This is a genomic window from Pseudonocardia acidicola (assembly GCF_012911935.1).
Classification (GTDB): Bacteria; Actinomycetota; Actinomycetes; order Mycobacteriales; family Pseudonocardiaceae; genus Pseudonocardia; species Pseudonocardia acidicola.
The window spans coordinates 1-17,973 of record NZ_JAAXLA010000079.1 but is presented as its reverse complement, the minus strand read 5'-3'; the positions used below and the strand labels follow the sequence as shown (position 1 = coordinate 17,973).

The window sequence follows — 17,973 nt, the reverse complement described above, 5'->3', positions numbered from 1 at the left end:
GGTCGGGGGGCCTCGTCGTCGACGGCGCTGTTGCACCCCGGCGCACTGGGGAATCCTGGCGGGGGCCGATGACGGGAGCGTTCGCCATGGACGAGTCGGAATCCGGATGGTTCTCCTTCGACCCGGAGGACCCGGCCGCCTTCGACCGCCTCACCCCCGACCAGCAGCGGATGGTGCGTCCGTACCTGGAGAACCGGGCGCGCCAGCCCGGCCCCGTCGGTGAGATCCACGTGGTCCTCCGCGGCCTCGGGCCGGGGCAGGCGCAGATCCGCTACGGCGGTAGCGGGCAGGCCTCGGCGCTCGAGCTACTCCGGGCGGCGATCCGGGAGCTGACGGTGGCCGCCGAGAAGCTGGAACGGCAATGAGGGTTCTACAGCCACTGCGCCACGCCGCCGTGTCCCGAGCACGTGCCCTGGCGATGCCGGCTGGAGCTGTACTCCCCGTCCTGGCACCTCGCGGTGGCCCCCTGGATCGCGGCCGGGACCGAGGAAACCGCCTGGACCTGAGCCGGTGCCGGGGCCGCAGGGGCGCTCACGGCCGTGGCCGGCAGGGGGCTCGCAGCTGCGGCGGGTGTGCTGCCGGCCGGAACGGGCGGGGGGTGCTCGCTGCGACGGCGACGGCCACGACGAGGAACACCGGCGCCATGACCAGCGTGGCGACCGACCGACGGTGATCGGTGGCGGTCCCCGTGCGCACCCGTCGGAAGGACACGATCGCCGGGATGATCGCGATGAGGCAGCACACGCTCGTCCTCAAGCTCGGACTGGTCATCCACAGTGTCTACAGCGGCTACCGGTTCCGGGGCCGGCCGTCGGTCGACGACCTCTGGCGTGGCCTGCGCGCGGCGACGAGCGAGATCCGCCCGGACTGGGATCTGAGCACGCCGGGGCTCCGCGAGGCCTGGGCCGCAGGCGACCGCTCTCTCTTCCACGGAGGGGACAGACGGTCCGGCGCCCGCTTCCCGCGACGTGAGGGAGCCACCCGAGACGGCCGCGGCGAGGCTCAGATGAGCTGCTGGCCGCCGTCGATGTCGTAGGTCGCGCCGGTGAGCGCCGTGTTCGTCATGAGGTGGATGGCCAGCGCGGCGATGTCGGCCGGTCCGACGACGCGCCTGATCGGCAGGGTGGCGCGCAGCTGTTCGAGGCCGTCGCGGAGGAGTCGCGCGGACAGGGGTGTGCCGACGAAGCCGGCGGCGATGAGGTTGACCTGGATGGGCGTGAGTTCGAGCGCGAGGTTGGCGATGAGCGTCGGTAGTGCCGCGGTGAGGGTCCCTGCGAGGACCAAGCCGAGGCCGGCCCGTCCTCGGCCGGTGCCGCCCATGAACAGCAGTGTTCCGGCGGGTCGGACCTCGCCGGCGGCGCGTGCGGGGCGATGCGGGGACCGGCCGCGCACGGACCGGTCGGGGCGAGTGCGGCGGGGCCGGTAGCAGTGCGCGGGCGGGTGGGTCGGACAGCCCCCGCCGCCTTCCCTCACTTGGGCGGTTCGGCGCCGGTCTGCTCGCTCACCGTGTACTCCGCGTACCAGTCGGGCCAGTTCGGGTCCGCCTCGCCGATACGCTTCTCGTGCTTGCCGTGGGCGGCCGACGCGCGCCGCATCGTGCTCGCCAGGTCGGTTGCGGAGCCGAACGACGTCGCGCCGCCCCGGCGCGCCCGGAGCCGCGCGGCGTGAACCGGACCACGCCGTGCGGCGTGACGTCCAGCCTCCACCCGAGGCGCCCGTAGAACTCCCTCGCGCGGTCGACATCCGAGACGGGGACGACGACCGCCTCGAGTTTCATGTCCACGTTCGTGACGCTCGCGTCGTTGCTCCGGACATCCGTCGGGCTCATCGCGACCTCCCTGAGGCCTCCCTGGGTTGCCTCAGGGGATGACTGTCGCGCTTTCACGGCTCCGGGGAAACCCGTCCGCGCCCGGTAGCGCCGTCGGCCGCACCTACGCCTGCCGCCGCAGGGGGAAGCGGATCAGCTCGAAGCGGCGGGCCGGTCGGCGAAGACGCCGTGCAGCATTCCGGTGGCCTGCCCGACCTCGATGAGATGTCCGTCCGGATCGCGTAGGTAGCAGCGCAGCTCGGCCTTGCGATCCAGCGGTTCGGTCAGGAAATGCGCCCCTCTCGCCCGGGCATCGGCGTAGAAGGCAGCGATATCTGCCACCCGAACATTGAGGAATGCCGACACCGGATCCCCAGGCTCGGGAGGAGTCAGTGTGATTTCGGGTTTGTCCGGAGTGGGGCCGCCTCCGGGGTTCATGATGATCCAGCTGTTGGCGATCCGGACGATCGCGGGGTTTTCGGCCAGGACAACCTCCCCGTCGAAGATGTCCGCGTAGAACTTCCGCGAGACCGCGACGTCGCGCACGGTCAGGAAATGCGTCAGAACCAGCCCCTGCTGTGGCGCGGGGAGGTCATTGCGCTCCACCATCGGTGTCTCCTCACGGTCATCTGGTCGCTACTGACGCCGGCGTCGCGGCTCCTCCCGACACCCGCAGCCGCGGCCACCCCCGACCTTCGGTGCCGTCTGCGCGTTCATCACGTCTCCCCGGGGACACGTCCGCACCGGCAGCCGATACCGCCCGCTGTCCCACACTGCTACCGATGCCCGCGGCAGGGAACCCCACCGCCGCGGCCGGCGGTTACGACCGCATCCTGCGCGCGCCGGGGCCGTCCACACCGGAGTCGGCCTGCGCGACCACCCGAACACCGTGGCCGGGTGTTCTACGGCGCCGCGTTCACCGCGCTGTTCGCCCTGACCCAACTGCCCATCACGGCGTCCCAGCGGCGCGCGAGCCGATGACATCCGCACGGCCGGGCGGGACACCGGGACTGGACCGCCTGCTGTCGGATCCGACACCAACAGTTGGACACGCTGCGCAAGGACGGGTACATCGAGCAGCGGCGGACGTATCTCGGCCGGGCGCCCAGGACCACGGTGCGGGCCACCGACGAGGGACGGCACCGATTCCTCGGCATGTCGAGGCGTTGCGGATGATCGTCCCCACAACGACGAACGGCCAGGTCCGGGAGCATCTTGCGATGCTCTGGCCTGGCCGTTTGTGGTCGGGGTGACAGGATTTGAACCTGCGACCTCTTCGTCCCGAACGAAGCGCGCTACCAAGCTGCGCCACACCCCGATGGCCTGCCGTACTTCCCGGCGGCCGAGGAAGAGTCTAGCCGACGTCCACGGCGGCCGACGCGGGGGTCACCTTCTGCGCGCGGGACGCCACCGGGCGGGGCACGAGGGTCAGCAGACTGGCCTCCGGAGGGCAGGCGAATCGCACCGGTGCGAACGGCGACGTGCCCAGCCCGGCCGAGACGTGCAGCCAGGTGTGCGCGCCCCAGCGGGACGCCCCGCGGGCCCGGGAGCGGTCCAGGCCGCAGTTCGTGACCAGCGCGCCGACGCCGGGGACCCGCAGCTGCCCGCCATGGGTGTGGCCGGCCATCACGAGGTCGTAGCCGTCGCCGGCGAACGCGTCGAGGACCCGCGGCTCGGGGGAGTGGGTCAGGCCGAGCAGCAGCCCGTGCGCGCCGGCGGGCCGGCCGGCGACGCGCTCATAACGGTCGAGTCCGAGGTGCGGGTCGTCCACCCCGGCGGCCGCGATCTGCACCCCGTCGATCTCGAGGGCGACCCGGGTGTGCGTCGCATCCGCCCAGCCCCGCTCGACGAGCGCGGCGCGCAGGTCACGCCAGGGCAGCGGCTCGCCGTGGATCCGGCGATCGGTGGGACGCAGGTAGCGCAGCGGGTTCTTCGGCTGCGGGGCGAAGTAGTCGTTGCTGCCGAACACGAACAGCCCGGGCCGCTCCAGCAGCGGGCCGAGCGCGGCGAGCACGCTCGGCACGGCCCGCTGGTGGGCCAGGTTGTCCCCGGTGTTGACGACGAGGTCGGGCTCCAGCGCGGCCAGCTCGGCCACCCAGCGCTGCTTGCTGGCCTGACCCGGCGTCATGTGCAGGTCGGAGACCTGCAGGATCCGCAGCGGCCGCGTACCCGGTGCCAGCACCGGCAGCGTCGCCTCGCGCAGCGTCCAGCGCCGCCGCTCGACGCCGGCCGCATACGCGATCGTCGCCGCCCCTGTCGTGATCGCACCCAACACGAACCGAGCCCAGCTGTTCACGACTGGAGGGTACGTCGGCCACCCAGGTGGACTAGCGTTGACATCCGTGAGCGAACTCAAGGACCGGCTCCGCGCCGATCTGACCGCGGCCATGAAGGCGCGCGACGAGCTGGTCAAGGGCACCCTGCGCATGACGCTGACCGCCATAGGCAACGCCGAGGTGGCGGGCACCGAGGCCCGCGAGCTGGACGACGCCGAGGTGCTCAAGGTCATCACCAAGGAGGCGAAGAAGCGGGCCGAGTCGGCCGAGGCCTTCGCCGCGGCCGGGCGCGAGGAGCTCGCCGCCCAGGAGCGCGCGGAGGGTGAGGTGCTCGCCCGCTACCTGCCCGCCCAGCTCACCGACGACGAGCTGGCCGAGCTGGCCCGCGCCGCCGTGGCCGAGACCGCCGCCGAGCTCGGTGAGCAGCCCGGCCCGCGGCAGATGGGCCAGGTCATGAAACGGGCCAGCGCGGCCGCAGCCGGCCGCGCCGACGGCGGCCGGGTGGCCGCCGCGGTGAAGGCCCTGCTGGTGGGCTGAACGCTCGTGCGCGGTGAGTGGTGCTCACGCGCCACTCACCGCGCACGAGCTACTTCGCCTGCGCCTTCCTGCGGGCGGGCGCCTTCTTCTTCGGCGCGGTTCCGCGGGCCCTCCGGTCGGCGAGCAGCTCGGCGGCCCGCGCGTCGGTGATCTCCTCGACGCTGTCGCCCTTGCGCAGGGAGGCGTTGGTCTCGCCGTCGGTGACGTACGGCCCGAACCGGCCGTCCTTGATCACCATCGGCTTGCCGGTCGCCGGGTCGTTCCCCAGCTCGCGCAGCGGCGGGGTGGCCGCCGCGGTACGCCGGCCGCGCTGCTTCGGCTGCTTGTAGATCTCCAGGGCCTCGTCGAGGCTCACCGTGAAAAGCTGCTCCTCGCTGGTCAGCGAGCGCGAGTCGGTGCCCTTCTTCAGGTAGGGCCCGTACCGGCCGTTCTGCGCGGTGATCTCCTCACCGCTCTCAGGGTCGGTGCCCACCAGGCGCGGAAGCGACAGCAGCCGCAGCGCCTCCTCCAGCGTCACGGTATCCACGGACATGGTCTTGAACAGCGACCCGGTGCGTGGCTTCGGCTTCGCGGCGGCCCTCTTCCGGGTGCCGTTGCCGTTGGTCGAAGGGGCGGCCTCCGCGGCGGGCTCGGGCAGGATCTCGGTCACGTAGGGCCCGTAGCGGCCCTCCTTGGCGACGATCTCGTGCCCGGTCACCGGGTCGGTGCCCAGGACGCGGCCCTCCGCCGGAACCGCGAACAGCTGCTCGGCGATCTCCGCGGTCAGCTCGTCGGGCGGCAGGTCGTCGGGCAGATTCGCGCGCTGCGACTGCCCGTCGACGATCCGCTCCAGGTAGGGCCCGTAGCGGCCGACCCGGACCACGACGTCGTCGAACAACGGGATGGAGTTGACCTCGCGGGCGTCGATCTCCTCGAGGTTCACCCCGACCAGCTTCTTCAGCCCACCGGCGCGGGCCACCGAGCCCTCCGTGCCCTGGTCGGCGCCGAAGTAGAACCCCGAGAGCCAGTCGGTGCGGGAGTTCGACCCCGCCGCGATCTCGTCGAGCTCGTCCTCCATGGCCGCGGTGAAGTCGTAGTCGACCAGCCGGCCGAAGTGGTGCTCGAGCAGCCCCACCACCGAGAACGCGACCCAGGACGGCACCAGCGCGGAGCCCTTCTTCCACACGTAGCCGCGGTCCTGGATGGTCTTGATGATCGACGCGTAGGTCGAGGGCCGGCCGATGCCCAGCTCCTCGAGCGCCTTGACCAGGCTCGGCTCGGTGTAGCGCGCCGGGGGGTTCGTCGAGTGGCCGTCGGGGTTCAGCTCGACCGCGGTGAGGGCCTGGCCCTGGGTCAGCTCGGGCAGCCGTGACTCCGCGTCGTCGGCCTCCCCGCCGGTCTGGTCGTCGACGGTCTCGACGTAGGCCTTGAGGAAGCCCGGGAAGCTGATGGTGCGGCCGGAGGCGGCGAACGTGACGTCCTCGCCGGTGGCCGCGGTACCGGAGATGCGCACGCTGACCGTGGTGCCGCGCGCGTCGGCCATCTGCGAGGCCACGGTGCGCTGCCAGATCAGCTCGTAGAGCCGGAAGTCGTCGCCGTCGACCTCGCGGGCGATCTCGCCCGGGGTCCGGAACGTCTCGCCCGCGGGCCTGATGGCCTCGTGCGCCTCCTGGGCGTTCTTCACCTTGCGGGTGTACTGCCGCGGGGACGGCGCCACGTAGGCGTCGCCGTACAGCTCGCGGGCCTGCGCCCGGGCCGCCTGGATCGCCGACTCCGACAGCGTCGTCGAGTCGGTGCGCATGTAGGTGATGTAGCCGTTCTCGTAGAGCCGCTGCGCGGTGCGCATCGTCCGCTCCGCGGAGAACCGCAGCTTGCGGCCGGCCTCCTGCTGCAACGTCGAGGTCATGAACGGCGCGTACGGCCGCCGCGTGTACGGCTTCGACTCGACGCTGGCGACGGTCAGGTCGCGGCCGTCGAGGGCCTCGGCCAGCCGGCGCGCGCTCGCCTCGTCGAGGGCCCGCGCGTCGGTCTTGAGCCGGCCGTCGGGGCCGAAGTCGCGACCCGTCGCGACCCGGGCGCCGTCGACGGCGACCAGCCGGGCACCGAACTGGCGGGGGGACGCGTCCGCGCCGGCGTCGAGCGTCGCGGCGATGTCCCAGTACTCGGCGGAGACGAACGCCATCCGCTCGCGCTCGCGCTGCACGATCAGCCGCGTCGCCACCGACTGCACCCGGCCCGCCGACAGCTTCGGCATGACCTTCTTCCACAGCACGGGGGAGACCTCGTAGCCGTAGAGCCGGTCGAGGATGCGCCGGGTCTCCTGCGCGTCGACGAGGTCCTGGTCGAGGTCGCGCAGGTTCTCCGCGGCCGCCCGGATCGCGGGCTCGGTGATCTCGTGGAAGACCATCCGGCGGACCGGGACCTTGGGCTTGAGGGTGTCGAGCAAGTGCCAGGCGATGGCCTCGCCCTCGCGGTCGGGGTCCGTCGCGAGCAGCAACTCGTCGACCGACTTCAACGCGTCCTTGAGCTCGGAGACCTTGCCCTTCTTCTCCGGCGTCACGATGTAGAGCGGGCTGAACTGGTTGTCGACGTCCACGCCGAGCCGGGCCCAGGACTCGCCCTTGTACTTGGCGGGCACGTCGGCCGCGCCGCGCGGGAGATCGCGGATGTGCCCGACCGAGGACTCGACCACGTAGTCCTTGCCCAGGTAGGGCGCGATCTTCTTCGCCTTCGTCGGCGATTCGACGATCACGAGCCGTCGCGTCGGACGCCCGGCCTCCGTCGAGGTGGGCGTGCCGTTGCGACGGCTGCCGCCCGCCTTGGTGCGGGTGCCGGTGCTCGAACTCGTCGTTCGGGTTGCCACCTTGGTCCTACTCCATCGTCGCCGGGAGTGCCGCCGATCGCGGCACGCCCGTGGGCCAGGTCCACTGCACAGTTTGCGCATAGGACTCGACCCGTTGAGTCACCCATTACCCGTCCGGGGGCGGGCTCGCCAGTATCCCTGTACCGCGGGGTCTGGCCCTCACGTTCGCACACTCACCCGGGGTGTTGCATCCGTCATGTCCGCCAGCGGATACGACGAGCGGGAGCGTAACCAGCCCGTCAAGCACCGTTCCGGCCCCAGTACCGCGGCCACGCCGCGGCGGGTACCCGTTCGGGTGGGGGACCCACCAGCTCCACGAGCCGCTGCATCCGCCGGGCCCCGCTGATCCGCAACGCCGGACCCCCCAGCTCCCATTCCCGGTCCGCCGGGCCCACCCGTGCCGGCGAGATCCCGGCTCGCGTGGCCGCGGCGACCAGCGGCTGGTGGGTCCCGGGCACGTCCGGGTCGAGGAGAAGCAGGTAGCCGCCACGCTCGTCGGCCCGGCCGGCGGCGAGCGCCCACAGCCGCAGCAGCGGCCCGTCGAGCTGGAAGTGCTCGGGCACCGCCTTCGTCGCCCCGCGGGTCCACAGCTGCGCGAGCCCCACCAGGTCGCAGCGGAACGCGGTGCGTAGCGTGGGTGCCCCGTCCTCGGCGGCCGCGGGCTCCAGGCGGATCCCGGTCGCGGCGGCCGCGGCGCGCACCGCGGGTGCCCGGTCGGCGTCCGGGAGGACGATGCTCAGCCGGGCGGTCTCCCCGGTCCCGAAGCGCGCGATCTGTCCGGGACCGCAGAGCAGCCCGGCCAGGTCGGCGAGCCGCACCGGACGCGCCTCCGCGGAGAACAGCGAGAGCTGGGCCACGCGCGCACGGTAGAACACACGTTCGATCTCGGGCTAGTGGCGCGCCGGGCGGATCGCCGGACGCACCGGATCAGCGGCCCGGCGTGAGCGACCGGAGCTGCTGGCAGCTCGCCGACTTCACCGCCGCCTTGTCCAGCCGCGGCAGCGCCCCGAGATCGGCCAGCGCGTCCGGCGCAGTGATCTTCTGCAGGGTGGCCTGCGCGTCGGTCAGCGCGGCCTGGAAGGCGGCGGGGTTGTTCGGGTCGGCGGCGTCCACCTTCGTCTTGGCCGTCCCGATGTCCTTCTCGAGCTGGCTCAACACCCCGTTGATGCGGGTCACGGTCTCGTCGCCGCCGGTCACCGGCGAACGGCCCACCCCGCCCAGCTGCGCGCGGCTCTGCTGGACGCCCAGGATGATCGTGTTCAGGTAGTCGCTGAGTACCTTCTTGATGGCCGGCAGATCGGCGGCGCCGTCGAAGTTGGGCTCCTTCAGGGCGGGACGGGTGAAGGTGAGCAGCGAGGTGCACACCCCGTCCATCCACTTCACCGGGTCGCTGCCCGGGCCCTCCGTCGGCGCGGGCGCCGGATCGGCCGCGGGGACGCCGGTGACGACGCTCGTGCAGCCGCCGCCGAGAAGCACCGTGCTCAGCGCGGCCGCGACGACGGCGAGGCGGGTCGTGCGAGACATGCGCTGCCCTCCGGCTCGGACGAACGGACCTGAACGCCCGACAGTCTGCCTGCCGCCCGTAGCGGGCCGCGCGACCGGTGTGGGTGACGCGAGGTCACCCGGTCGGCGTGGCGCGCACCTTCTGGCAGTTCGGCGCCTGCTCGGCGGCCCGGTTCAGCTCGGCGTTGTTCTCCAGGCCGGCCGTCGGGTTGGGCAGCTTGGACAGCTCCTGCAGCGGGGCCACCGCGGCCGGCACGGCGGTGCTCATGGCCTGCGGGTCGGAGGTGTCCACCTCGTCGATCTTCGTGCGGGCGGTGTCGAACGACGTCTTGATCTTCGTCAGGGTGTCCGTGAGGTTCGCGACGATCACGTCCCCGCCCTGCACCGGGGACGGTCCGACCCGGCCCAGCGAGTCGATCGAGCCCTGCAGGGCGGTGCCCGCCCTGCCGAGGTAGTCGGACAGGCCCTTCACGGCCGCCGCGGGGTCCGAGGTGGTGATGTTCGGCTTGGCCGAGGCGGCGTCGGCGAACTGCAGGACCGCCCCGCACACCTTGTCGGTCCACGCCACGGCGTCGGCCGGCGCCGCGGCGCCGGCCGACGGCGCGGCTGCCGGCTGCGGGGTCCCGGCCACCGAGGACCCGCATCCCGCGGCGACGAGCAACGCGCCCAGAGCGGCGACGAGGCGGGCGGGACGGGACGTGCGGGGCATCGGCGGCTCCAGTTCGATGGGGCATCAGTCTGCCGGGGTCGCGTGCGCAGTGGGCGAGGGTTCGCCGGATCGTGGCCGGGTCAGCCGCCGCTGCGCTGCCGGAGTTTCTGGCAGTTCGGTGCCGCGTCCACGGCGTCGCGCAGGTGGGGGTTGACCTCGAGGTCGGCGGCCGGGTCGGGCAGGTTCGTGAGGTTCTGCAGCGGGGCCACGGCGGCCCGCAGCGACGCCTGGGCGGCCGTGGCGTCGGTGACGTCGACGGCGTCGATGTGCGATTTCGCCGTGGCGAACGTCGTCTGGATGACGGTCATGCGCTGCTTGAGCGTCGTGACGACGGCGTCGCCGCCGCTCACCGGTGCGGCCCCGGCGGCGTTGAGGTCGGCGATGGTGCCCTGCGCGGCGGAGACGGCGTTGCCGGTGAACTCGCTGAGCCCCTTCGCGGCCGCGGCCGGGTCCCCGGCGTCGATGTTCGGGCGGACGGAGACGGCGTCCCGGAAGGAGACCATCGCACCGCAGACCTTGTCCGACCAGGCGAGCGCCTGCGCGTCCCCACTGCCGCACCCGGCGGCGACCAGCACCGCGAGTGTCGCGCCGAGGGCGCCGACAGACCTGGCAGTCCGCATCTGTTCCTCCGGTGTCGCGGCAGTACCTCCGGGCGCGACTCCCCCGGGCGCGTCGAGCCAGCGGACCCTACTGGAATTGCTCCGAATGCCGGAGGCCGCCCGCCCCTGGGGGGCGAGCGGCCTCCGAACGTGCGCCGTGGGATGCGGCCGGTCAGCCGACCGCCTTCTCCACGGGGGCGCCGGTGATGGCCGTGGAGCGCCGCTTCGAGACGACGACCGCCACCACGATGACCGCGACCGCCACCACGGCGATGACGATCCGGACCGGCGCGGAAGCCGAACTGCCGACGGAGAAGGCCACGACGGCCGGGGCGATCAGCACCGAGACCAGGTTCATCACCTTGATCAGCGGGTTGATGGCCGGGCCGGCGGTGTCCTTGAACGGGTCACCGACGGTGTCGCCGATGATCGTCGCCTCGTGCGCGGGCGAGCCCTTGCCGCCGTGGTGGCCGTCCTCGACCAGTTTCTTGGCGTTGTCCCAGGCGCCACCGGAGTTGGCCAGGAAGATGGCCATCAGGGTGCCGGTGGCGATCGCGCCGGCCAGGTAGCCGGCCAGCGGGCCGATGCCGAGACCGAAGCCGACCGCGATCGGGGCCATGATGGCGAGCAGGCCCGGGGTGGCCAGTTCGCGCAGCGAGTCCTTCGTGCAGATGTCGACCACGCGGCCGTACTCCGGCCGCTCGGTGCCCTGCATGATCCCGGGGTGGTCGCGGAACTGCCGGCGCACCTCGAACACGATGGCCCCGGCGGCCCGGGTCACGGCGTTGATCGCCAGCCCGGAGAACATGAACACGACCGAGGCGCCGATGATCACGCCGACCAGGGTGTTCGGAGCGAACACCTCTGTGGTGAATCCGCGGCCCGCGTCCTGCAGCGCCACCCCGGCCTTGGCCAGTGCCTGGGTGAACGCGTCGCGGTAGGAGCCGAACAGCGCGGTCGCGGCGAGCACCGCGGTGGCGATCGCGATGCCCTTGGTGATGGCCTTGGTGGTGTTCCCGACCGCGTCGAGCTCGGTGAGGATGTCGACGCCCTCGCCCTGGACGTCCCCGGACATCTCGGCGATGCCCTGGGCGTTGTCGCTGACCGGGCCGAAGGTGTCCATGGCGACGATGACGCCGACCGTGGTCAGCAGGCCGGTGCCGGCCAGCGCGACCGCGAACAGCGCCACGGTGATCGAGCTGGAGAGCAGGAACGCGCCGTACACCGCGGCGCTGATGACGATCGCGGTGTAGACGGCCGACTCGAAGCCGATCGAGATACCGGCCAGGACGACCGTCGCGGAGCCGGTCAGCGAGGCCTCGCCGACCGTCTTGACCGGCTTGTCCTCGGTGCCGGTGAAGTATCCGGTCAGCTTCAGGATGATCCCGGCCAGCACGATGCCGATGATCACGGCCACCGAGGCGATGATCCGCGGATCGGCTGCCAGCGTGCGGACGCTGGTGTCGGTCGGGTTGAGCAGCGCGCCGAAGCTGTTCGGCAGGTAGACGAACGCCGCGATCACGCAGAGCACGCCGGAGATGACCGCCGAGATGTAGAAGCTGCGGTTGATCGCCCGCAGCGTGTTCTCGCCGGGGCGGCTCCTGGTGATGTACACGCCGATCACCGCGGTGATCACGCCGATGGCCGGCACGATCAGCGGGAACATCAGGCCCTGCAGGCCGAACGCCGCGGTGCCCAGGATCAGCGCCGCGACCAGCATGACGGAGTAGGACTCGAACAGGTCGGCGGCCATACCGGCGCAGTCGCCGACGTTGTCGCCCACGTTGTCGGCGATCGTCGCGGCGTTGCGCGGGTCGTCCTCGGGGATGCCCTGCTCGACCTTGCCGACCAGGTCGGCGCCCACGTCGGCGGCCTTGGTGAAGATGCCGCCCCCGACCCGCATGAACATCGCGAGCAGCGCGGCGCCGAAGCCGAAGCCCTCCAGCACCCTCGGGGCCTGGCCGGCGTAGACGAGCACGACCACTGCGGCGCCGAAGAGGCCGAGGCCGACGGTGAACATGCCCACCACGCCACCGGTGCGGAACGCGATCCTGGTGGCCTTGTCCCGGCCGCCCGACTCGCGTGCGGCCGCGGCGACCCGGATGTTGGCCCGGGTGGCCAGCCACATGCCCGTGTAGCCGATCGTCGCGGAGAAGACCGCGCCGATGACGAAGAAGATGGACCGCCCGATGCGCTCGCTCAGATCGTCCGCGGGGAGCGCGAACAACAGGACGAACACGATGACGACGAAGATGCTGAGCGTGCGGAACTGGCGATTGAGGTACGCCGCGGCGCCTTCCTGGACCGCTCGGCCGATCTCCTGCATCTTCGGGGTGCCCTGGCCGGCGGCCAGCACCTCCCGCAGTAAGAGATAGCCGACGGCCAGGGCGGCGAGCGCGACCACCGCGACCACGCCGACGACGACGCGGTCACTCGCGGCGAGCTCGAGGCCCTGCGCGAGGGTGGACACGGACATCCGTCCTCCTGGTTCAGTGGAACTACTTCGCCAGAGAGCTGACGACAACCCTGGCGTCAACGTGCGCGCCCGTCACCGCTGGTAGACCAGGTCGGGGCGAGTGCAGTCTAGAAGTGCGGTGTGATTTTCGCGGCATCGACAGCGGTCCGATTCGGCGAGTAACGATCAGATCACAAATCGGCCATTGGCCTCAAGCCTATTGAACTCGGACGATCCATTCTCCGTAATCAGGTCGTGACAATCGGGCGACGGCAGCGAGTGACGAGTCTCTCGGGTGTCGTATGTGTCTCAGCGCTTCTGCTGGTCGCGCCGCTGTCGGCCACAGCCGGTGACGGCGACACGGCCGGTGCGCAGGCCTCGGCGTGGGCCGGCCCGGCGGGCCGGCCGACCGGCTCACGACTCGAGGCGGATCCCGCCGACCCGGCCGGCGATGACCCGGATGGCGACCAGACGGCGCAGTGGGTGCCGGCGGCGCCCGCGGTGACGGGCCTGCCGCAGGCGGCCGTACGTGCCGCCGAGGCCGTCGCCGTCTCGACCACACACCTCGCGATAGCGGTGCTCGACCGGGATACCGGAGAGCTCGCCACCGGCACCAACGGCACCGAGGCGCTCTACACCGCGTCGCTGTCCAAGCTCGTCGTCGCGGTCGACGTGCTGGAGCGGCACCGGCTCGAGGGGCTGACCGTCACCGACGCCGACCTGGCGCTGTTCCGGCGGGCACTCGGCCCCAGCGACGACAGCGCGATGAACGTGCTGTGGAACCGGTTCGACGGCGCGCATGCGGCCGGGCGGCTGACCGACCGGTTGGAGCTGACCGGCACCGCCGACCCGGCCGACCCCTCCCAGTGGGGCGAGATGCTCGTGTCCGCCGCGGACCACGTCCGGCTGTGGGAGTACGTGCTCGACGAGATGGACCCCACCGACAGCGAGTTCCTGCTCTCGGCGCTGGGCGCGGCGCCCGCCCGGGCCGCGGACGGCTTCGCCCAGGACTTCGGGCTCCTGGCACCGGCCGTGGACGGCGCCGGCGGCCCCGGCGCGGTGGCCAAGCAGGGCTGGATGTGCTGCTTGTCCCGGCAGTACTACCTGCACAGCGTGGGGATGCTGGGCGCCGGGGCACATCATCTCGTCGTGCTGCTGAGCCGTCAGCCGCGCGGCGTCAGCTGGCCCGCCGCGCGGGCGGAGCTGACCCGGATCGCGACGGAGGTCGTGCGGGTGCTCGACTAGCTGTCGTCCCGATGTGCCAACCTCGAATGTTGTGCGCGGATCGACGGACGGAGCGGGCCACAGCGCCGGCGCCCGGACCAGTCCATCGGCGCAGGCGGTCGCCGGACGAGGCGAGCTGCTGTTGCGCCGGGTGCTGGCCGGTTCCGGGGTGGACCCGGACACGATGCTGCCCGGGGAGCAGGCGAACGCCCCGGCGGCGGCCGGTGGGCCGGAGGGCCTCCCCGGTGCGGCCGAGGGACCGCTGCGGCACGCGATCCGGCTGCCGCCCCGGCCCGGGCACCCGGTGGCGTGGCCGGACTGGGTGCCCGGCACGGTCGTCGACGCGCTGTGCCGCGCCGGCGTGCGGGCGCCGTGGAGCCATCAGGCCTCCGGGGCCGAGCTGGCTCACGGCGGCCGGGACGTCGTCGTGGCCACGGGCACCGCGTCCGGGAAGTCCCTGGTCTACCAGCTGCCCGTGCTCTCCCGGTTCGCCGAGGACCCGCGGGCGACCGCGTTGTACCTGTCGCCGACCAAAGCCCTCGCGGCCGACCAACTGCGTTCGCTCGCCGCGCTCGGACTGGAGGGCGTCCGGCCGGCGGCGTTCGACGGCGACACCCCGATCGACGAGCGCGACTGGGCGCGCCGCCACGCGCGCTGGATCTTCAGCAACCCGGACATGCTGCACCGCTCGCTGCTCCCGCGGCACGGCCGCTGGGCCGCCTTCCTGCGCCGGCTGAGCTTCGTCGTGCTCGACGAGTGCCACACCTACCGCGGAGTCTTCGGGTCCCACGTCGCGCTCCTGCTGCGCCGGCTGCTGCGGATCGCCGAGCGGTACGGCGCGCGGCCCACCCTGGTACTCGCCTCGGCGACGGTGGCCGAGCCCGCCGCGTTCGCCGGCAGGCTGACCGGCCGCGACGTCGTGGCGATCACCGAGGACGGGTCGCCGAGCGCCGGCCGCACGGTCGCGCTGTGGGAGCCCCCGCTGCTGCCCGAACTGGTCGGGGAGAACGGCGCCCCGGTGCGCCGCCCCGCAGGCGCCGAGTCGGCCCGGATGCTGGCCGACCTCGTCATCGAGGGGGCCCGAACGCTGGCCTTCGTCCGGTCCCGGCGGGGCGCGGAGGTGACCGCCCTCGGCGCGCAGCGCGCGGTCGCCGAGGTCGACCCGGGGCTGGTAGCGCGCATCGCGGCCTACCGCGGCGGCTACCTGCCCGAGGAGCGGCGCGCCCTGGAGTCGGCCCTCGCCCGTGGTGAGCTGCTCGGGGTGGCGACCACCAACGCCCTCGAACTCGGCGTCGACATCGCCGGGCTGGACGCGGTCGTGGTGGCCGGGTTCCCCGGCACCCGCGCGTCGTTCTGGCAGCAGGCCGGGCGGGCCGGACGCGCGCGGGACGAGGCGCTCGTCGTTCTGGTGGCCCGGGACGACCCGCTGGACACCTACCTGGTGCACCATCCGAGGGCGCTGCTCGGGGCGCCGGTGGAGAGTTGCGTGCTCGACCCGGCCAACCCGTATGTGCTGGCGCCGCACCTGGTGTGCGCCGCCGCCGAACTGCCGCTGACCGAGCGCGACGTCGAGACGGTGTTCGGCGGAGAGCCCGCCGGCGCCGTGCTCGACGAGTTGGTCGACGACGGGGTGTTGCGCCGGCGCCCGGCGGGCTGGTTCTGGCCGTCGACCCGGGAGCAGCCGGCCGCGTCGGTCGACATCCGTGGATCGGGGCTGGGCCAGGTGGCGCTCGTGGAGGCGGAGACCGGCCGGATGCTCGGCACGGTGGACGCCGCGTCCGCGCCGGCGACGGCCCACCCCGGCGCGGTCTACCTGCACCGCGGGGAGAGCTATGTGGTCGACTCGCTGGACCTCGAGGTGGGGGTGGCGCTGGTCCGCGCCGACGCTCCCGACTGGCGGACCGACGCCCGCTCCACCTCCGACGTGGAGATCGTGGCCGTCCGCAGCCACCAGGACCTCGGTGCCGTCCAGGTCTGCTTCGGTGACACGCGGGTGACCAGCCAGGTGGTGGCCTACCAGCGACGGGCCCCGGACGGGGCGGTGCTCGAGACGGTGCCGCTGGACATGCCGGCGCAGACCCTGGACACCCGGGCGGTCTGGTACACCGTCGACGAGCAGGCGCTCGCCGAGGCGGGGATCCGGACCGCGCGCATCCCCGGGGCACTGCACGCGGCCGAGCACGCGGCGATCGGGCTGCTGCCGCTGTTCGCCATCTGCGACCGCTGGGACATCGGCGGGCTGTCCACGGCGCTGCACCCGCAGACCGGGATGCCGACGGTGTTCGTGCACGACGGCCACCCCGGTGGCGCGGGGCTCGCCGAGCGCGGTCACGGCGTGCTCGGCGACTGGCTCGCGGCCACCCGGTCGGCCATCCGCGACTGCGAGTGCCGGGCGGGCTGCCCATCGTGCGTGCAGTCGCCGAAGTGCGGAAACGGGAATGCCCCGCTGGACAAGGCCGGAGCGATTCGGGTCCTGGACGTGGTGCTGGCAGCGCTGCGCGCGCCGCAGACCTGAGACCACGTGCCGGGATGAGACCGCCGCCGGCCGGCTCGTCGGGGGCCGAACCGGCCAGCGGCGGCCGGGATGCGGTGGAGCCGAATGGGGGGTCGGCGTCATCAGGCGCTCCGGCCCCACCGCAGTCTGGGGAGCGTGCTCGTGATCTCCGGGGCGGCTCGTCACCGGTCCCGTCGAACGCCTACTAGTAGGCCTGTGATCGCCGCCGCAGGCCAGCCGTTGTCGCCGATCGGTGCCGCCGCGACGACGAGCGCCGTCCAGAAGGCGAAGGAATGGCCCACTGTCGGGTGAAGCGCCGCGGCTACGTCCGGTGTGCGGTCCGGGCCCGTTCACCTTCCGTTGCCGACCGCTCGCCGCCATGGCCCGAACGGGGGTCTCGGTCGACCCCCGAGCGGCGGTATTCGCCACCGAGCCCGTCTCCGAGCCGATCGCCGACTCGAGGTTCGCGGGTTCCTCCGGTGTGGTCTCCGAGCCGTTCGGTGCCGGCCCGGCGCGCGCTCGACCGTAGGCGGAGGCGTCGCCGAGCAGCGTGAGCCGGCGCGACACGTGCACCTCGACCAGCGCATCCCAGCCGGACAGCGCACACCAGGCGAGCGAGCCGCCCATCCGGTCGGCGACCCGACCGGCCCGCTCGCACGCGATCTGCTCGCCGAGGGCGGCCTGCCCTGCGGCGGCCAGCGCCGCCAGGTCGGCGGCGGCCTCCGCGCGATGCCGGCCGGTCACCGCCGCGCCCAGGTCCAGCCCCATCAGCACCACGGTGAGCAGGGCGGCCGCCGCGAACGCGGCCCAGACCGTCGCCGTCCCGGCATCGTCCGGGGTGCGGGCAGTGCCGGCGTCGTCGGAGCTGGTCACGGCACCCGCCGGGCGGCCGCGGGGCCGCCGTCCCGGGTCGTGCCCCAGCCGGTTCATCCCGGCACCGCGCCGGTGACGCCGGGCTCGAGCACCGCGACCGCCCGGCCGCTCACCCGCAGCGGCAGCAGGCCGATCGGCGCCGCGTTCACCACCGCGGTGACCTCGTCTCCGGAGACGGTCAGCTCGATCGTCGCTGTGGACGGGGCGAGCTCGGCGGCGATCGACCGACCCCGGTCCGGCTCCCCCCGTGCGGCGAGCCGGGCCAGCTCACGGGCCGCATCGACGCACCGGATGGACGACGCCACGGTGGCGACCGAGCCGAGCGCGGCGACCGTCACGACGGCGAGGGTGCCGAGCGCGACAGCGGCCTCGACCGTCACGGCGCCGCGATCGGCCCGGTCGTCCATCAGAACGTCACCGAGAGCGCGCGCTGCACGAGGTCGGTCAGGGCGGTGACGATCGAGTCGCCGCTGACGACGGTGTAGAGGACGGCGGCGAATGCGGCGGCGGCGATCGTGCCGATCGCGTACTCGACCGTCGACATTCCCTCATCGGCGGCCAGCAACCGCTGCACCCGGATCCGGGCGAGCGCGCCGGGCCGGACCACGTCCTCGGGTGGCCCGGCCGCGGCGGCGGCCGGGGGCGTCGTGGGAC

General features: G+C 73.0%; 19 protein-coding genes, 1 tRNA gene and 1 pseudogene. 6 read left to right on the top strand and 15 right to left on the bottom strand.

Annotated elements, in window-relative coordinates; genetic code table 11:
- Nucleotides 1-86: 86 nt before the first annotated feature.
- Nucleotides 87-365: a hypothetical protein gene (locus HF526_RS28825; RefSeq protein ID WP_169384727.1), complete on the top strand. Its 279-nt coding sequence runs from the start codon at nucleotides 87-89 to the stop codon at nucleotides 363-365.
- 5 nt (nucleotides 366-370) lie between these two features.
- Here HF526_RS28825 and HF526_RS35845 read toward each other — a convergent pair whose 3' ends face one another.
- The gene (locus HF526_RS35845; RefSeq protein ID WP_338051827.1) at nucleotides 371-535 is read right to left on the bottom strand and encodes a DUF3761 domain-containing protein; all 165 of its coding nucleotides are present in this window, start codon (nucleotides 533-535) and stop codon (nucleotides 371-373) included.
- 186 nt (nucleotides 536-721) lie between these two features.
- On the opposite strand from HF526_RS35845, the gene HF526_RS34810 reads away from it, so the two are divergent.
- Nucleotides 722-1,036, top strand: coding sequence for a hypothetical protein (locus tag HF526_RS34810; protein WP_211177956.1), 315 nt, complete (start codon nucleotides 722-724; stop codon nucleotides 1,034-1,036).
- Here the strand turns inward: HF526_RS34810 and HF526_RS28810 are convergent.
- The 3 genes from HF526_RS28810 to HF526_RS28800 form a co-directional block, all read right to left on the bottom strand.
- Nucleotides 1,003-1,320: an SDR family oxidoreductase gene (locus HF526_RS28810; protein ID WP_169384725.1), complete on the bottom strand. Its 318-nt coding sequence runs from the start codon at nucleotides 1,318-1,320 to the stop codon at nucleotides 1,003-1,005. The two genes, HF526_RS34810 and HF526_RS28810, sit on opposite strands and share 34 nt — an antisense overlap.
- Before the next feature lie 149 nt (nucleotides 1,321-1,469).
- Nucleotides 1,470-1,595, bottom strand: coding sequence for a hypothetical protein (locus HF526_RS36615; protein ID WP_275404242.1), 126 nt, complete (start codon nucleotides 1,593-1,595; stop codon nucleotides 1,470-1,472).
- Nucleotides 1,596-1,960: 365 nt separating this feature from the next.
- Entirely contained in the window at nucleotides 1,961-2,416 is a 456-nt protein-coding gene (locus HF526_RS28800; protein WP_169384724.1) for a VOC family protein, read from the bottom strand.
- A 435-nt stretch (nucleotides 2,417-2,851) separates the two neighbouring features.
- On the opposite strand from HF526_RS28800, the gene HF526_RS35840 reads away from it, so the two are divergent.
- Nucleotides 2,852-2,983, top strand: a complete 132-nt coding sequence (locus HF526_RS35840) for a transcriptional regulator (RefSeq protein WP_239029280.1) — start codon at nucleotides 2,852-2,854, stop codon at nucleotides 2,981-2,983.
- Between the two features lie 65 nt (nucleotides 2,984-3,048).
- On the opposite strand, the gene HF526_RS28790 is transcribed toward HF526_RS35840, so the two are convergent.
- Nucleotides 3,049-3,125, bottom strand: a tRNA-Pro gene (locus HF526_RS28790).
- Nucleotides 3,126-3,161: 36 nt separating this feature from the next.
- A complete protein-coding gene (locus HF526_RS28785; RefSeq protein WP_338051826.1) occupies nucleotides 3,162-4,103 on the bottom strand; it encodes a metallophosphoesterase in 942 nt (313 codons plus the stop codon).
- A gap of 46 nt (nucleotides 4,104-4,149) precedes the next feature.
- Here HF526_RS28785 and HF526_RS28780 point away from each other — a divergent pair, with 46 nt between their 5' ends.
- Nucleotides 4,150-4,620 carry a GatB/YqeY domain-containing protein gene (locus HF526_RS28780; RefSeq protein WP_169384722.1) on the top strand — a complete coding sequence of 157 codons (471 nt, stop codon included), beginning with the start codon at nucleotides 4,150-4,152 and terminating at the stop codon, nucleotides 4,618-4,620.
- Between the two features lie 49 nt (nucleotides 4,621-4,669).
- Here HF526_RS28780 and topA read toward each other — a convergent pair whose 3' ends face one another.
- The 6 genes from topA to HF526_RS28750 all read right to left on the bottom strand — a co-directional run bounded on the left by topA (nucleotide 4,670) and on the right by HF526_RS28750 (nucleotide 12,749).
- Nucleotides 4,670-7,351 (bottom strand): type I DNA topoisomerase, encoded by a 2,682-nt coding sequence (gene topA, locus HF526_RS28775; RefSeq protein WP_169384744.1) that lies wholly within the window; start codon nucleotides 7,349-7,351, stop codon nucleotides 4,670-4,672.
- A gap of 350 nt (nucleotides 7,352-7,701) precedes the next feature.
- A complete protein-coding gene (locus tag HF526_RS28770; protein WP_169384721.1) occupies nucleotides 7,702-8,319 on the bottom strand; it encodes a hypothetical protein in 618 nt (205 codons plus the stop codon).
- A gap of 70 nt (nucleotides 8,320-8,389) precedes the next feature.
- On the bottom strand, nucleotides 8,390-8,986 hold the full coding sequence (locus HF526_RS28765) for a hypothetical protein (RefSeq protein ID WP_169384720.1): 597 nt from the start codon (nucleotides 8,984-8,986) through the stop codon (nucleotides 8,390-8,392).
- A gap of 94 nt (nucleotides 8,987-9,080) precedes the next feature.
- Nucleotides 9,081-9,674, bottom strand: coding sequence for a hypothetical protein (locus HF526_RS28760; RefSeq protein WP_169384719.1), 594 nt, complete (start codon nucleotides 9,672-9,674; stop codon nucleotides 9,081-9,083).
- Between the two features lie 80 nt (nucleotides 9,675-9,754).
- The gene (locus HF526_RS28755) at nucleotides 9,755-10,294 is read right to left on the bottom strand and encodes a hypothetical protein (protein ID WP_169384718.1); all 540 of its coding nucleotides are present in this window, start codon (nucleotides 10,292-10,294) and stop codon (nucleotides 9,755-9,757) included.
- 151 nt (nucleotides 10,295-10,445) lie between these two features.
- Nucleotides 10,446-12,749: a sodium-translocating pyrophosphatase gene (locus HF526_RS28750; protein WP_169384717.1), complete on the bottom strand. Its 2,304-nt coding sequence runs from the start codon at nucleotides 12,747-12,749 to the stop codon at nucleotides 10,446-10,448.
- Between the two features lie 258 nt (nucleotides 12,750-13,007).
- Here HF526_RS28750 and HF526_RS28745 point away from each other — a divergent pair, with 258 nt between their 5' ends.
- The gene (locus HF526_RS28745; protein ID WP_169384716.1) at nucleotides 13,008-13,973 is read left to right on the top strand and encodes a hypothetical protein; all 966 of its coding nucleotides are present in this window, start codon (nucleotides 13,008-13,010) and stop codon (nucleotides 13,971-13,973) included.
- 163 nt (nucleotides 13,974-14,136) lie between these two features.
- Nucleotides 14,137-16,467: a DEAD/DEAH box helicase gene (locus HF526_RS28740; protein ID WP_169384743.1), complete on the top strand. Its 2,331-nt coding sequence runs from the start codon at nucleotides 14,137-14,139 to the stop codon at nucleotides 16,465-16,467.
- A gap of 495 nt (nucleotides 16,468-16,962) precedes the next feature.
- Here HF526_RS28740 and HF526_RS28735 read toward each other — a convergent pair.
- The 3 genes and pseudogenes from HF526_RS28735 to HF526_RS35835 all read right to left on the bottom strand — a co-directional run.
- Nucleotides 16,963-17,376: pseudogene (locus tag HF526_RS28735) on the bottom strand (Rv3654c family TadE-like protein); the annotation flags it as partial.
- Nucleotides 17,373-17,726 carry a TadE family type IV pilus minor pilin gene (locus HF526_RS28730; protein ID WP_169384715.1) on the bottom strand — a complete coding sequence of 118 codons (354 nt, stop codon included), beginning with the start codon at nucleotides 17,724-17,726 and terminating at the stop codon, nucleotides 17,373-17,375. The gene HF526_RS28730 and the pseudogene HF526_RS28735, both read right to left, overlap by 4 nt.
- The coding region (locus HF526_RS35835; protein WP_239029279.1) for a DUF4244 domain-containing protein at nucleotides 17,726-17,973 on the bottom strand (248 nt) is incomplete at its 5' end. The genes HF526_RS35835 and HF526_RS28730, both read right to left, overlap by 1 nt.